The 15,015-nt window shown below is 64.6% G+C and carries 14 protein-coding genes and 2 pseudogenes; 12 read left to right on the top strand and 4 right to left on the bottom strand.

What is annotated here, in order from left to right:
- A partial coding sequence (locus Q427_RS03525) for an adenylyltransferase/cytidyltransferase family protein (RefSeq protein ID WP_043511054.1) occupies positions 1-221 on the bottom strand: 221 nt, incomplete at its 3' end.
- 83 nt (positions 222-304) lie between these two features.
- Positions 305-2,181 (bottom strand): annotated as a pseudogene (locus Q427_RS03520) (beta-ketoacyl synthase).
- Positions 2,182-2,525: 344 nt separating this feature from the next.
- On the opposite strand from Q427_RS03520, the gene trmB reads away from it, so the two are divergent.
- Together trmB and Q427_RS03510 are read left to right on the top strand one after the other, a co-directional pair.
- Positions 2,526-3,233, top strand: a complete 708-nt coding sequence (trmB, locus tag Q427_RS03515; RefSeq protein ID WP_043511051.1) for a tRNA (guanine(46)-N(7))-methyltransferase TrmB — start codon at positions 2,526-2,528, stop codon at positions 3,231-3,233.
- 1 nt (position 3,234) lies between these two features.
- Positions 3,235-3,564, top strand: a complete 330-nt coding sequence (locus Q427_RS03510; RefSeq protein WP_043511050.1) for a DMT family transporter — start codon at positions 3,235-3,237, stop codon at positions 3,562-3,564.
- A 19-nt stretch (positions 3,565-3,583) separates the two neighbouring features.
- Here Q427_RS03510 and Q427_RS33215 read toward each other — a convergent pair whose 3' ends face one another.
- The gene (locus Q427_RS33215; RefSeq protein ID WP_231613373.1) at positions 3,584-3,802 is read right to left on the bottom strand and encodes a hypothetical protein; all 219 of its coding nucleotides are present in this window, start codon (positions 3,800-3,802) and stop codon (positions 3,584-3,586) included.
- Here Q427_RS33215 and dacB point away from each other — a divergent pair.
- The 10 genes and pseudogenes from dacB to Q427_RS03455 all read left to right on the top strand — a co-directional run bounded on the left by dacB (position 3,722) and on the right by Q427_RS03455 (position 13,949).
- A pseudogene (gene dacB / locus Q427_RS28565) lies at positions 3,722-5,069 on the top strand (D-alanyl-D-alanine carboxypeptidase/D-alanyl-D-alanine endopeptidase). The gene Q427_RS33215 and the pseudogene dacB overlap by 81 nt on opposite strands.
- Positions 5,070-5,128: 59 nt before the next feature.
- The gene (locus Q427_RS03495) at positions 5,129-5,500 is read left to right on the top strand and encodes a diacylglycerol kinase (RefSeq protein WP_043511044.1); all 372 of its coding nucleotides are present in this window, start codon (positions 5,129-5,131) and stop codon (positions 5,498-5,500) included.
- A gap of 87 nt (positions 5,501-5,587) precedes the next feature.
- Positions 5,588-8,569: a bifunctional [glutamate--ammonia ligase]-adenylyl-L-tyrosine phosphorylase/[glutamate--ammonia-ligase] adenylyltransferase gene (glnE, locus tag Q427_RS03490; protein ID WP_043511059.1), complete on the top strand. Its 2,982-nt coding sequence runs from the start codon at positions 5,588-5,590 to the stop codon at positions 8,567-8,569.
- A 96-nt stretch (positions 8,570-8,665) separates the two neighbouring features.
- The gene (gene aroQ, locus Q427_RS03485; RefSeq protein ID WP_043511042.1) at positions 8,666-9,109 is read left to right on the top strand and encodes a type II 3-dehydroquinate dehydratase; all 444 of its coding nucleotides are present in this window, start codon (positions 8,666-8,668) and stop codon (positions 9,107-9,109) included.
- 152 nt (positions 9,110-9,261) lie between these two features.
- Positions 9,262-9,435, top strand: coding sequence for a periplasmic nitrate reductase, NapE protein (locus Q427_RS03480; RefSeq protein WP_051496101.1), 174 nt, complete (start codon positions 9,262-9,264; stop codon positions 9,433-9,435).
- A gap of 21 nt (positions 9,436-9,456) precedes the next feature.
- Positions 9,457-9,957 carry a ferredoxin-type protein NapF gene (gene napF, locus Q427_RS03475; RefSeq protein WP_043511041.1) on the top strand — a complete coding sequence of 167 codons (501 nt, stop codon included), beginning with the start codon at positions 9,457-9,459 and terminating at the stop codon, positions 9,955-9,957.
- A complete protein-coding gene (locus Q427_RS03470; protein ID WP_043511040.1) occupies positions 9,947-10,267 on the top strand; it encodes a chaperone NapD in 321 nt (106 codons plus the stop codon). Before napF ends, Q427_RS03470 begins: the two co-directional genes overlap by 11 nt.
- Positions 10,264-12,768 (top strand): nitrate reductase catalytic subunit NapA, encoded by a 2,505-nt coding sequence (napA, locus tag Q427_RS03465; protein ID WP_043511038.1) that lies wholly within the window; start codon positions 10,264-10,266, stop codon positions 12,766-12,768. Before Q427_RS03470 ends, napA begins: the two co-directional genes overlap by 4 nt.
- A gap of 24 nt (positions 12,769-12,792) precedes the next feature.
- The gene (locus Q427_RS03460; RefSeq protein ID WP_043511035.1) at positions 12,793-13,284 is read left to right on the top strand and encodes a nitrate reductase cytochrome c-type subunit; all 492 of its coding nucleotides are present in this window, start codon (positions 12,793-12,795) and stop codon (positions 13,282-13,284) included.
- Positions 13,281-13,949 carry a NapC/NirT family cytochrome c gene (locus Q427_RS03455; protein WP_043511033.1) on the top strand — a complete coding sequence of 223 codons (669 nt, stop codon included), beginning with the start codon at positions 13,281-13,283 and terminating at the stop codon, positions 13,947-13,949. Before Q427_RS03460 ends, Q427_RS03455 begins: the two co-directional genes overlap by 4 nt.
- Before the next feature lie 34 nt (positions 13,950-13,983).
- Here Q427_RS03455 and Q427_RS03450 read toward each other — a convergent pair whose 3' ends face one another.
- On the bottom strand, positions 13,984-14,763 hold the full coding sequence (locus Q427_RS03450; protein ID WP_043511031.1) for an IclR family transcriptional regulator domain-containing protein: 780 nt from the start codon (positions 14,761-14,763) through the stop codon (positions 13,984-13,986).
- Positions 14,764-15,015 lie beyond the last annotated feature (252 nt).

Raw genomic sequence — 15,015 nt, 5'->3', positions numbered from 1 at the left:
GTCAGCAGGCCGGAAAAGCCGATGACCTCGACATTGTCGAGTTCCGCCACGACCTCGCGAGCCAGGGCGATGCGTGTTCCCAGGTCGAGGGCCGGCCCCTTGCCGGGGCTGGCGGAGATGGCCACCACGACCTTGTCGAAGAGGCGCGAAGCGCGCTCGATCAGGTCGAAATGGCCGTGGGTGATGGGGTCGAAGGTGCCCGGGTAGACCGCGATTTTCATGGCGCTCCGCTCAGTTGCCACTCTCAAGGGGGCTCAGGGTAACCGCCCGTTGCTGGGACGACAACGTCAACCTCGCCACAGGGTCACTCTTCCAGCTGGCCAAAGGGGTTGTCCACCACCAGCGAGACAGGACGTGCATAGCCGGGGATCTGGATGCTGTCGGCACTGACATCGAGCTCAGTGCCTTCCAGTACTCCCTCGCCGAAGCGGTAGCGGGCCTGATAGTGACCGTGGTCGGCCCTGTCTAGATAGGCCTTGCTTACCTCGCGTATCGCCTTGCGGCGCTCGCGCCAGGCCGCCAGGGCGGCTTCTCCATGGCGCTGTGTCAGCAGCCGTTCGGTGACGGCCGGTGACAGCACCACGCCGGTGGCGTTGTTGCCGCCGAAGCCCTTGGCATTGATGAAGGCGGCGTCGGCGTCGAATGCCTGGGGGTCACGAGAGAAGCGCAGCCGATCCGCATGCACATCGTCGGCCACTGCGTTGAGGGTGGGAATGCCCGGCAGCAGTCCGTGGGCGAAGCTGCCCAGGGCGCTGGTCAGCTGGTCGCCGGCGGCGCTGCCCTGGGAGTGGCCGACGAAGGCCTTGACCGCGACCACCGGCCAGTTCTCGATATGGTGGGCACGGGCAATCAGGTCGAAGACATGGGACTCGGTCACGCGGTTCTTGGGCGTGCTGGTGCCGTGGGCATGCAGGAAGGTGCGTTCCCTCAGGGCCTGCTCGCCGAGCATGTCGCGTACCAGCGATGTCGCCTTGCCCAGGGTGATGTAGTTGCCGATGCCCGGGGCAGAGATCGAGCGCTTCCAGCCGTCGGCGTTGACGAAGACCCCCGGTACGCTGCCGAGTATCTCGGCGCCGACCTCCAGCGCCAGGGCGTCGTCCAGCAGCAGGATGAACTGGCTGGCCTCGGCGATGGTGAAGCCGCAGTTGCGGGCGAAGGGGCGGCAGGCCCGCTGGTAGTCGGCATCGGTCAGCAGTTCCAGGGCGTCCAGCGCCTTGAGGCTCTCGTCGTCGGCCAGGGCGCCCATGGCGCGAAAGCCTCGATGATCTCCGGCGTTACCGGAGCATCGGAGGTGCCGACCATCACCGCACGGCGCTGGCCGCTGCGAATATCCTCACACCCCAGGCGCAGGTTGTAGAGGAAGCTGGCGCAGGCGCCGAGCACGGCGCCGGTACCGCCGACGCTGCCCAGCACATAGGCGTTGAGGAAGTCGGCGGGCATCTGGCCATAGCCCAGCGGCATCTGCTTGGAGGTGGCGCGGTTGCCCGAGACGAAGCTCTTGAGCAGCCCGCCCCAGCCTTCGTCGTCGAGCTGGCCGATGGAGTTGCCGGCATAGACGGCAACCTCGTCAGGATCGAGGCGATCGCGCAGTGTCTCCCAGGTCAGCCCGCTGCTGCCCAGGCAGTCACTGGCGGCGAAGATCGACATCGACAGGCCGCGAGGGTGATGCACGCTGCGATAGTGGCGACTGGGGTCGAAGCCGCTGGGCAACTGGCCGGCGGCCCGAACCAGGGCCGGGCGGGTTTCCGGCAGCATCACGTCCAGGTCGCCGGGGGGCACCGTGACTTCGAGGGTATGACGATCCAGCTCGCGAACCTGCCAGGTTGCCGGGAGGCGTTCCGGCAGTTGGCGGCGACGAATACGGAAAACCAGCTCGCTCCCCAGCCCCAGGCTGGCGCGCCGGTTGGCCGGCAGGCCGTCGTCATTGAACCGCGGGTCTTCGATGCGCCGGATGAGCGTGTGGTCGAGGACCCGCTCACGGCACTGTTCAGCCAGCAGGGAGGCGCTGACGGCTTGGCCCCTGGCGTCGTGCCAGCTGCCATCCCGATGGCTGCCCAGCCCCATCAGTGCGGCCAGGCTCAGCAGGAGCTGCTGCTGGTCGTCGTCGGGCAAGGCATCGATCACGGTGCGACGAAATGCTTGATGGCCAGACGTACGGCCGGCGGCGTTGACGCCGCCCATGCCGACGATCACCGGTAAGTGTGACAAGCCGCTTTCCTCGTTCTGCTGTTGGTGCGAGTGGCTGTAATTGGTATGAGACTGGCGATCATAGCACCCGGTCCCGGACCCCGTCATGGGCTCCCCGGGGCCCTTTGAGATGCAAAAAATAAAACAAACGTTTGAAGTGTGGCGGCTGCCGCGCTATCCTTGGCTTGCTGTTTGAGTCATACGAGTGGGTATGTGGGCGCGTTTCTTCGGAGCGCGCCATTTTTTTACGCTGATTTTCGCTGCCTCTCTTTGCGGCTCGCCAGCGGCGGTATGGCTGGTAGAATGGTCGGTTTCGCAATCGTCGTAGCCGATGCCGCATGCATGCCACTTCCCGTAACATCGTGACCAACCAGCCGGGCCCCCACCGGGACCTGGCCCGCCGCGTCGAACGTGCCCTGCGCCATCCACTGCGCAAGCCCATCGCCGACCACACTCGCACGGCCTTCGAGCAGGCGGATGCGTGGCTGGCACAGGGCGGGGCCGGGACGCCGCTGATCCTTGACGCCGGCTGCGGCGTCGGGCTTTCCACTCGGCGCCTGGCAAGTCGTTTTCCCGATCATCGGGTCATCGGCGTGGATCGCAGCGCCGACCGTCTCTCCCGCGACCACGGCGCGCTTCCCGACAATGCCCTGCTGGTACGTGCCGATCTGGTGGATTTCTGGCGCCTGGCCCTGGAGGCCGGCTGGCAGCCTGCGCGTCACTACCTGCTCTACCCCAACCCCTACCCCAAGTCGGCGCATCTAAAGACTCGCTGGCACGGCCACGCCATCTTTCCGGTGATCGCGGCTCTGGGGGGCCAGCTGGAACTGCGTTCCAACTGGCGACTCTACGTCGAGGAATTTACCCTGGCGCTGGAGCAGGCCACCGGGGTGAAGGCCACAGTGGAAGCCCATGATCCCGGTACGAATTGCCTGACGCCCTTTGAACAGAAGTACCATGCCAGTGGTCAGTCCTTGTGGCGACTTGCTGTCTCACTGCCGCATTCGCCGGGCCTGGTGCCCGTCGCATCGAAGGAGGAGTGCTGAGATGGCGTTCGTCTATCTGGCCCTGGCCATCGTGGCCGAAGTGGTTGCCACCAGTGCGCTCAAGGCCACCGAGGGCTTTACCCGGCTCTGGCCCAGCCTGTTAGTGATCGTCGGTTACGTGCTGGCCTTCTACATGCTGTCGCTGGTGCTGCGTACCATCCCCGTGGGCGTCGCCTATGCGATATGGGCCGGCATGGGAATCGTGCTGGTGGCGCTGGTCGGTGCCCTGGTCTTCGGTCAGCGGCCGGACTTGCCGGCGGTGCTGGGGATCACGCTGATCATCGCGGGCGTCGTGGTGATCCAGCTGTTCTCGCGCATATCCGTACACTGAGTGCGGTGTGTCGGGCCGATCATGGTGGTGGCCCGACGTTATTCCAATATTGAGGTGTCTGCTCATGTCGCGTTGGCTTGTCCTGCTGCTGGGGTTGTTGTTTGGATTGCTGTTGCCACTGGGCGCGGCGGGTTCCGGTTTCCCGGAGCTGGAGCGCATGCTCGAGAGAGGCTTTCTGGTCAGTGCCGAAGCCAAGCTGCTCGATAGCGGCGAAGTCCTGGGTGCCATCGAGCCCCATCGCCAGCTGTCGCCCGCCTCGGTGACCAAGGCCTACCTGGCGGCGGCGGCGTTGGATCGCTGGGCCCCAGCATCGCTTTACCACCCGGCTGGCGAGCGATGCCGGGCTCAACGGCGACGGCGTCGTCCCCGGCGACTTGATCCTCGAGGGGGGCGGCGACCCGGCACTCACCACCGAGGACCTGTGGCGCCTGGCACAGCGCCTCCATCAGCGCGGGGTGCGCGAGGTGGAGGGGCGACTGGTGGTCAGCCAGTGGCGCTTCGGTCCCGTGGAGTGCATCACGACAGACCGCTGCGAGGCGCGTACCCGGACGGCCAACGCCTACAGCGCACTGCTCTCGTCGGCGGGGGTCAACTACGGCAGCTGGTGCGTCAGCGTGGCGCCCGGCTCGGCAGCCGGCCAGCCGGCGCAGATCACCAGCTGTGACAGCCAGACCACCATCGTCGGTATCGACAACCACGTCGAGACTCGCCCTGCCAACAGCGGCACCGAGCTCAATGCCGAACGCGTCACTCGAGAGGGCGAGGATGTCATGGTGCTGCGCGGCCAGATATCGCTGAACGCCTCGCCGCGGGAGGTTTACCGGGCCAGCAGCGACCCGGCGCAGCAGACGGCGCGCACCATGGCGGCCATGCTCGAACAGGCCGGGATCGCGGTGCGCCAGGGCTATACCACCAGCGTCGAGAAACCCTCCGCCGGGGCCCGCACCCTGGCGGTAGTGGATGGCAAGCCGCTGCAGGAGCTGTTGCTGCGTACCATGAACTACTCCAACAACTTCATGGCCGATGTGCTGGCGCTCAATCTGGTCGATACGCCGCGCAGCACCCTGCTGCAGGCTGGCGATGCCATCGAGCACTACGTGGCGGGCCTGCCCGATCACGGGCCGTTGATCATGCTCAGCGGCAGTGGGCTGACCACCGAGAATCGCACCTCGGCCCACGGCTCCAACCTCCTGCTGGAGAGCATGTTTCATCGCACGGCGCTGTTTCCGAGCTTCGTAGCCAGCTTCCAGTCGCCGGCCAATGGGGTTTCGCGCTTCATTCGGCGGGGATCGTCCACCTTTCAGAACCACGTCATGCTCAAGACCGGGACCCTCAACCAGCCCATCGCCGTGCGCTCGGTGAGCGGCTACTTCCGTACCCTCTCCGGACGCTGGGGCGTTTTCAGCGTGCTGGTCAATGGTAGCGCGACGACGCCATGGCTCAACTGGGCCCAGGTGCTCGACCCCATGGCCGAGGATCTGGAACGCATGATCGAGTCACACTGACATCTCGGTCCTTCCATCACCCAGCCCACGTCCGGGCCCAAGACAGGAATTAGAGAATCATGAAGCGTGGACACACCGGCTGGCGCCATCTGATTGACTCCACCGGCTATTCGCTCAAGGGCCTGCAGCAGGCCTTTCGCCATGAAGCGGCGTTCCGCCAGGAGCTGGCGCTTTGCGCGATTCTGCTGCCGCTGGCCTGGTGGATCGGAGATGGTCCGGTGGAGTGGATCCTGCTGCTGGGAAGCTGTCTGCTGGTCCTGATCGTCGAGCTGCTCAACAGCGCCATCGAGAGTGTGGTGGACCGCATCGGCACCGAGCACCATGAGCTGTCGGGGCGGGCCAAGGACATCAGCTCGGCGGCGGTGATGCTGTCGCTGCTTCTGGCCGGCCTGGCCTGGGGGCTGCTCAGCTGGCAGAAATTCCTGGGCTGAGCGGAACCATGCTCACCTGTGGGGTGCCGGTAAGGCCTCGCCTTCGTTATGCTGGAGGCATTCGAGCTGCGACAAGGCGAGCTGCCCATGGCCCTTCCCGATGATTTCCTCCCCGACGACGACATTCCCGCCGTGCTCAGGCCCGCCCTGGGCAAGGCATGGCAACGGCTGAGGGATAGCCTGGCCCAGGCTGACAACGTCGCCGAGATGACCGAGCAGGAGCGGCCCTCGGAGAGCTGGGAGGCGCTCGCTGAACAACGCCGGCGCCAGCTGGCCCGGGTGCTGGCCGTTTCCGATTTCGTGGTCGATACCCTGGTTCGCTATCCCGAGTGGTTGCTGCATCTGGACGCCAGCGGGGAGCTGGAACAGGCGCCCCACAAGGAAGAGCTGATCAGCGCCCTGGGCGAGCGTTTGGACGCGGCCGATGACGAGGCCGCCATGCATGCGGCCATCAGGCGGTTTCGGCGGGCACGCATGCTGGGTATCGTCTGGCGCGACCTGACACGCCCTTCCGGCGTGGACATGTGGCATACCAGCGCGGCGGTTTCCCACCTTGCTGAGGTCTGCCTGGATGGAGCCCTCGGCTGGCTGGAGACATACCTCGAGCCTCGCTGGGGCCGCCCCGCTGCGCGTGGGGACGGCAGCGAGCAGCGCCTGGTGGTGCTGGGCATGGGCAAGCTGGGTGCCGGCGAGCTGAACCTCTCCTCGGATATCGATCTGATCTTTGCCTACGCCGAAACAGGCGAGACCCAGGGTGGGCGCAAGTCCCTCGAGCATCAGGAGTATTTCACCAAGCTGGGCCAGCGACTGATCACCGCCCTGGATGCGGTGACCGCCGATGGCTTTGCCTTTCGCGTCGACATGCGACTGCGCCCGCTGGGAGATGGGGGGCCTCTGGTGGGCAACTTCGCCTCGCTGGCCGCCTACTATCAGGACCAGGGGCGTGAATGGGAGCGCTACGCCCTGCTGAAGGCCCGGCCGGTGGCCGGGGATCAGGAGGCGGGCGGCGAGCTGCTGGCCAACCTGCGGCCCTTCGTCTATCGCCGGTATCTCGACTTCGGCGCCATCGAGTCGCTGCGGGAGATGAAGGGGCTCATCAATCGCGAGGTGAAGCGCCGTGGCATGCAGGCCAACATCAAGCTCGGCCCCGGCGGCATCCGCGAGGTGGAGTTCGTGGTCCAGGCCTTCCAGCTGATCCGCGGCGGGCGCGACACGGAGCTTCAGGTGACCTCGCTCAAGACCGCACTGGAGCGGCTGCCCGACCTGGGGCTGCTGCCCCCGGAGGTGGTCGAGGAGTTGCTGCCGGACTATGTCTTCCTGCGCGATCTGGAGCATGCCCTGCAGGCGCTGGAGGATCGTCAGACCCAGAGCCTGCCCGTGGATGACCAGGACCGGGAGCGGGTGACGCTGGCGCTGGACATGGCCGACTGGCCGGCAGTGATCGCCCGCCTCGACGAGGTGCGGGAACGGGTGCGTCAGCACTTCGACGCGGTGATCGCCGATCCGGAAGCGGACGCCGGGGAGAGTGACGACACTGATGATGAGAGCGCCACCTTGCTGGAGGCGTGGCGTTCCCTATGGCAGGGTGAGTTCAATCAGGAGGAGTGCCTGAAGCTGCTGTCGCAGGCCGATTTTTCCGAGCCGGAAACGGCCTTGCGTCGGATCGGGTCGCTGCGCGATTCGCGGCAGGTTCAGGCGATGCAGCGTATCGGCTACCAGCGCCTCGACGCCCTGATGCCCATGCTGCTCAACGCCGTCGCCGAGAGCGAGAATCCGGATACCGCACTGGAGCGGGTCCTGCCGCTGATCGAATCGGTGCTGCGGCGTACCGCCTACCTGGCGCTGCTGCGCGAGAACCCCGAGGCCCTCAGCCACCTGATGCGCCTGTGTGGCGACAGCCCCTGGATCGCCGAGCAACTGGCCCGACTCCCGTTGCTGCTCGACGAACTGCTGACCCCCGAGACGCTCTATACCCCGGCCGACAAGGCGCGACTGGCCGATGAGCTGCGCCAGGCGATGGGCCGTATTCCCGAAGACGACGATGAGGCTCAGCTCGAGGCGCTGCGGGTCTTCAAGCACGCCCACGTGCTGCGGGTCGCCGCCTCGGATATCGCCGGCACCCGCCACCTGATGAAGGTCAGCGACTACCTCACCTACATCGCCGAGGTCCTGCTGGAGGCGGTGCTCTCCATGGCCTGGCGGCACCTGGTGCGCAAGCACGGCTATCCGGTGCACCGGGATGGCTCGCGGGCCGATGCCGAACCGGAATTCCTGATCATCGGCTACGGCAAGCTGGGCGGCATCGAACTCGGCTACGGCTCCGACCTTGACCTGGTGTTCGTCCACGATGCCGACTCCAGCGGCAGCACCGATGGCGCGCGCCCCGTCGATACACCGGTCTTCTTCACCCGCCTGGGGCAGCGCATCATCCACCTGCTGACGGCGGTGACGCCGGCAGGCACCCTCTACGAGGTGGACATGCGCCTGCGGCCTTCGGGAAATTCCGGCCTGCTGGTGACCTCACTGGCCGCCTTTGCCGACTACCAGCGCAGCCAGGCCTGGACCTGGGAGCACCAGGCCCTGGTGAGGGCCCGGGTGGTGGCCGGAAACCCACGGCTGGCCGAGGGCTTCTATGCGGTGCGCCAGGAGATTCTTGGGAGACCGCGCGACCTCGAAGCGCTGCGCCAGGAGGTGGTGGCCATGCGCCACAAGATGCGAGATCACCTGGGCAGCAAGGCGGGATCCAGTGATTTCGACCTGAAGCAGGACGCCGGTGGCATGATCGATATCGAGTTCATCTGCCAGTTCGCGGTACTCTCGATGGGCAGCGATACCCCGGAGCTCCTGGCCTACAGCGACAACATGCGTATCCTCGAAACCCTGGAGGCCACCGGCCGGCTGCCCGAGGATGACTGCCGGCGCCTGCGCGAGGCCTACCTGGCCTATCGCAGTGCCGTTCACCGCGCCTCATTGACGGGTGAATCGGCCCGCGGTCATGGCGAGGCCTTCGAGGCGCATCGGCAGGCCGTGATGGATGCCTGGCAGAGGTTGCTCGAGCCGTCAAGATAAGAACATGGCCGACTCTGCCTGATTATGCTGGCTCTTTCCAGTGACAGGCTCCTGGGCCCAGCCACAACCTGGGCGGCGATCACGAGAGAGAACGAGATGAACAAGGTACTGGTACTGCATGGCCCCAATCTCAACCTGCTGGGCACCCGGCAACCGGAGATCTACGGCGACGAGACCCTGAACGATATCAACAACGCCCTCTATGAGAAGGCGGCGATGAATGGCTGGGACGTCACCTCCCGCCAGAGCAATCATGAGGGGGAGCTGATCGATGCCATCCATGCCGCCCGCGTCGACGGCACCGCGGCGATCATCATCAATCCCGCCGCCTATACCCACACCTCGGTGGCGATCCTCGATGCGCTCAACGCCTTCGACGGTACCGTTATCGAAGTGCACCTTTCCAACGTGCACAAGCGCGAGAGCTTTCGCCATCACTCCTATGTCTCGCTGCGTGCCGATGGCGTGATCGCCGGGTTGGGCAGCCAGGGCTACCTGGCGGCGCTGGATGCATTGATCAGGGCCGCCGAAAAGACCTGATCGAATTGTCTCGTCGTTCCTGTATCGGGCCCGCCAACTGGCGGGCCCATCTTGTTGTGTTTTTGTAACAAGGCCGGGCAGGGTTGGAATATTAGCTACCTTGGAAGTCAGGGTGACCAACAATCTGCTATCGGGTAATGAGGGAGAGTGGCATGGAAGACCCGGATACCTTGGCGCCGGAGGAGCGAAAGAAGAAGGAGCTCAAGCTGTTCCTTTTCATCGCCATCCTGCTGTTTCCGATCCTGGCGATAGCCCTGGTCGGCGGCTTCGGCTTCTCCGTGTGGATCTACCAGACCTTCACCGGTCCACCCGGCCCGCCGGGCTGATGACCATAGGCAGAGGACCGTATGCAAAAGAGGGATAACAACAATACGCGGCGTCAGTTCTTTCGCTCCCTTGGCGGACAAGGCCCGATCCGGCGGCCTCCCTGGACCGGTGATGACTTCACCGAGCGATGCGTTCGCTGTTCAGCCTGTATCGACGCCTGTCCCGAGCAGGTGCTTTTCCACGGTGGCGGCGGCTATCCCGAAATCCGTTTCGAGCACGAAGGCTGCAGCCTGTGTCGCGCCTGCGTCGACGCCTGCGAGGAGCCGGTCTTCGATACCCGGCGTACCGCCTTTCCCTGGCGAGCACGCATCGAAGCCCACTGCCTGGCGCTGGCCGATATCCACTGCCAGAGCTGCCAGGATGCCTGTGAGTGGCGCGCCATCGTCTTTTCCCCGCAGCTGGGGCGCCCCCCCAGGCCGAGGCTGAATCTCGATGCCTGCACCGGCTGCGGTGCCTGCCAGACCCAGTGCCCCAACAATGCCATCACAATGACAAGCGAGGAGACGGCCCATGCCGAATGATGCCCTGCATATCGCCAGTTTTCTGGTCCATGTCCGGCCGGAGGAGTGCAAGACGGTGGCACAGTGGCTGGCTGCCCAGCCCGACAGTGAAATACGTGCCGAGGACCCGTCCGGCAAGCTCGTGGTGGTGATGGAAAGCGAGCGGGAGAGGCGGATTCTCGACCTGATCGACGCGGTTCAGGCCCGGCACGGCGTGCTGGGGGCGGCCCTGGTCTATCACCAGATGCTCGACCCCGAAACGGCCGATGAAACCGACATGGCTGTTGAAGCTGACGAAACAGACGAAGAACCAGAAGGGACGCCGACATGAAGCTGACCCGTCGTGAATTTGCCAAGGCCAACGCGGCAGCCGTTGCCGCTGCCACCGCCGGCATGGCTCTGCCGGCTGGCGCCAGCAACCTGATCACCAATGCTGAACTGACACAGCTCAACTGGAACAAGGCGCCCTGTCGCTTCTGCGGCGTGGGCTGTAGCGTGATGGTGGGCACCCAGAACAACCGTATCGTCGCCACCCACGGTGATGCCCAGTCTGAGGTCAACCGGGGCCTCAACTGCGTGAAGGGCTATTTCCTGTCCAAGATCCTCTACGGCCAGGACCGGCTGCAGCAGCCGATGCTGCGCAAGCGCAACGGGGTCTATGACAAGCGGGGCGATTTCGAGCCGGTCTCCTGGGACGAGGCCCTCGACCTGATGGCCGACAAGTTCAAGAGCGCCATCCGTGACCACGGACCCGAAAGCATCGCCATGTTCGGCTCGGGGCAGTGGACCATCTGGGAAGGCTATGCGGCGAGCAAGCTGTTCAAGGCCGGGTTTCGCAGCAACAACATCGATCCCAATGCCCGTCACTGCATGGCCTCGGCGGTGTTTGGCTTCATGCGTACCTTCGGCTCCGACGAGCCGATGGGCGTCTATGACGACATCGAGCATGCCAATGCCTTCGTGCTGTGGGGCTCGAACATGGCGGAGATGCACCCGATCCTCTGGACCCGGGTCACTGATCGCCGGCTCTCTTTTCCCGATACCCGGGTGGCAGTGCTTTCCACCTTCGAGCACCGTAGCTTCGACCTGGCCGATATCCCCATGGTGATGAAGCCGAATGCCGATGTGGTGATCCTCAACTACATCGCCAACCACATCATCCAGACCGACCGGGTCGATCGCGACTTCGTCGACAGCCATACCAACTTCGTCCGCGCCGCGGACGACATCGGCTACGGCCTTCGCGACGAGCATCCGCTGCAGCAGGCTGCCGCCAACGCCGATGACCCCAACCGCTGGACGGAGATGAGCTTCGACGAGTTTGCCGAGCATGTCTCCGACTTCACCCTGGAACGGGCGGCGCGGGAGTCCGGCGTCTCCGAGAGCCGGCTCGAGCAGATGGCCGAGCTCTACGCCGATCCCGACACCAAGGTGATGACCTTCTGGACCATGGGGGTCAACCAGCACACCCGCGGGGTGTGGGTGAACAACCTGATCTACAACCTGCACCTGTTGACCGGCAAGATTTCCGAGCCCGGCAACAGCCCCTTCTCGCTGACCGGCCAGCCCTCGGCCTGTGGTACGGCGCGGGAGGTGGGCACCTTCGCCCATCGCCTGCCGGCGGATCGGGTGGTCACCAACCCCGAGCACCGCGCCTTTGCCGAGGAGGTCTGGAAACTGCCCGAAGGCACCATTCCCGGCAAGGTGGGCTTCCACGCGGTGGAGCAGAGCCGGAAGCTCAAGGATGGCGAGATCAAGGTCTACTGGACCCAGGTCTGCAACAACATGCAGGCCGGGCCCAATATTCAGGAGGAGGTCCTGCCGGGCTGGCGCAATCCCGAGGCCTTCGTCATCGTCTCCGATATGTATCCCACGGCCTCGGCCCAGGCCGCCGACCTGATCCTGCCGGCCGCTTCCTGGGTCGAGAAGGAGGGCGCCTTCGGCAACTCCGAGCGTCGCACCCAGTTCTTCCACCAGCTGGTCGATGCGCCCGGAGAGGCACGCTCCGACCTGTGGCAGCTGGTCGAATTCTCCAAACGCATCCGGATCGACGAGGTCTGGCCGGCCGAGCAGCTCGACAAGGCACCCGAGTATCGCGACAGCACGCTATTCGACCTGCTCTATGCCAACGGTCAGGTGGATCGCTACCCGCTTTCGGACATGGAGGAGGGCTACGCCAACCGGGAGGCGGAGGCGTTCGGCTTCTATATCCAGAAGGGCCTGTTCGAGGAGTACGCCCGCTTCGGCCGCGGCAAGGGCAAGGACCTGGACGACTTCGACAACTACCACCAGAACCGCGGCAAGCGCTGGCCGGTGGTGGACGGCAAGGAAACCCTGTGGCGCTACCGTGAAGGACTGGATCCCTACGTGGAAGCGGGACGCGGCGTGCAGTTCTACGCCAAGCCCGACGATCGGGCGCTGATCTTTGCGGTGCCCGACGAGCCGCCCCCCGAGTCGCCGGACGACGACTTCCCCTACTGGCTCTCGACCGGTCGGGTGCTGGAGCACTGGCACACCGGCTCCATGACCCGCCGTGTCCCCGAACTGCATCGCGCGGTACCCGCGGCCCTGCTCTACATGCATCCCGAGGATGCCCGCGCAGAGGGCATGCGGCGCGGCAGCGAGGTGAAGGTGATCAGCCGGCGCGGCGAGGTGCGTCTTCGGGTCGAGACGCGGGGCCGGGTCAGCCCGCCGCAGGGGCTGGTCTACGTCCCCTTCTTCGATGCCAATCGGCTGATCAACAACGTGGTCCTGGATGCCACGGACCCGATCTCCAAGCAGACGGACTTCAAGAAGTGCGCGGTTCGTCTGGAACTGATCAGCCTGGCCTGAGGCCGAGACGCAAGGAGAAATGCAATGAAATGGCTCACACTTCTCAGTCTTGCGCTGGCGCTGGTCGTAGCCGGCCTGGTAATCGCCGAAGAGCATCGGGACGATTCGGCACCGGATGGCCTGCGGCCGGGCGGCACACTCAGCCAGTCTCTGCCGGCACCTCCCCTGGCGGGAGAACCCCGCGATGCCGGCCGTGAGGTGCTCAACTATCCCGAGCAACCGCCGGTCATCCCCCATGGTATTCGCGACTACCAGGTCGATGCCCGGGCCAACCGCTGCCTCACCTGCCACAGCCGCAGCGAAGCGGTTCAGGCCGGTGCGCCCATGGTCAGCATCAGCCACTTCCGTGACCGGCACCAACAGGTGCTGGCGGCGGTATCGCCGGACCGCTACTTCTGCACCCAGTGCCATGTGCCCCAGACAGACGCCAGCCCCATCGTTCCCAACACCTTTCTCACCGTCGACGAGGTGCTTGGCGAAATGCTCAGGGAGCGGCGTGAGGGGGGTGGCCAATGAAGCGCTGGCTGGCCAGTTACTGGCGTATCCTGACCCGCCCCAGCATGCATTTCAGCCTGGGCTTCCTGACGCTGGGTGGCTTCATCGCCGGGGTCTTCTTCTGGGGTGGCTTCAATACCGCAGTGGAGGCGACCAATACCCAGCAGTTCTGCATCTCGTGTCACGAGATGGAGCGCAACCCCTACCGGGAATTGCAGGGCACCATCCACGATGTCAACCGCTCCGGGGTCGGGGCGCAGTGTGCCGACTGCCACGTCCCCCACGGCTGGACCCACAAGATGGCGCGCAAGATGGAGGCCTCCAAGGAGGTCTGGGGCTGGATCTTCGGCACCATTCGCACCGAAGAGCAGTTCGAGACGAAGCGGCGTGAGCTGGCAGAGAGGGAGTGGGCGAGGCTCGAGGCCAACGACTCACTGGAGTGCCGCAACTGTCACGACTTCGACTCGATGGACTTTACCATGCAGAGCTCGAGGGCGGCTCGTGCACACTCGACCACGCTCGCCGAGGGAGAGGCGACCTGCATAACCTGCCACAAGGGCATCGCCCACGAGCTGCCGGACATGAGCGATTTCTATGAGGATACCGCCATGCGGTTGCCCGACATCGAATCCTGGGTGGCGCATCTGGAGCGGGATGCTCCGGCGCATGGGCACTCGAGCAACTGACCCTTGCCAGCAGAAAAGCCCGCAGGTTCGCCGCTCAACTCACCGTGGTGCGAATCTGCCGGGCTTTTTCCTGCAGCAGCGGCAGGTAGCGTTGATGCAAGGTCTCGATATCCACGCGAGCGGCATTGGTGCTGATATTGATACCACCCAGCAAGGCGCCGCTGGAATTGAAGACTGGCACCGCCAGAGAACGCAACCCGGAATCGAGCTCCTGGTCGACGATGGCATAACCCTGCTGGCGAATCTCGAGGAGGCGTCGCTTCAGCTCGGCCTTGTCGACGATGCTCTTGTCGGTGTGGCGCTCCAGCGTTATCCGCTGGAGAAAGGAATCCAGTTCGTTGTCGGGCAGCTGTGAAAGTAGTACGCGACCCATCGAAGTGTGGGCGGCCGGCAGGCGGGTGCCCACAGAGAGAGTAATGGCCAGCAGGCGATGACTCGCCGCAGAGCGGGCCACATAGATGACTTCGTCCCCGTCCAGAACGCCCAATGAGGCTGACTCACCGATCTGTGCCGTAATATCCTCGAGCACCTGCTGGATGACGCTACGGTAGTTGTTGGCCGATAAAAATGAGTAGCCGAGCTGAAGTACCTTGGGCGCCAGCTCGAAGGACCGTCCCTGCTTACGGACATAGCCCAGGGCATGCAGGGTGAGCAGGAAGCGGCGCGCCTTGGCCCGGTTCATTCCTGTGCGCGCTGCCACTTCGCTGAGCGTCATGCGCGGATGCGCTTCGTCGAAGGCCAGAATGACCTCCAGGCCGCTGGCCAGGGCGGTGACGAAGTCGCGATCATCGGGGTTCAATCCCTCGTCTTGCATCGGGGGAGTCCTCTTCTCTTCTGCTTGCTGGTTTCGCTGCTTGATGGCGGCGAGACGATAACGCATCGATGTTCGATATGCGAACAGATTCTTTCAAGCACTGCAATGGCATTAATTCCTTTGCCCCTGAGTCATGATTTAAGACTAAAGTCGGGTTTTGGCCACGTAACGGATCACAGTAACCTCGGTGTGTATTCCGAATATATGTACGCATTACGAACAACTATAGATTCCACAAACAAGGTGGTGTTA

It is taken from the genome of Halomonas sp. BC04, assembly GCF_000568385.1.
The sequence above is the reverse complement of the archived record's forward strand: the minus strand, read 5'-3'. Positions and strand labels throughout refer to the sequence as shown.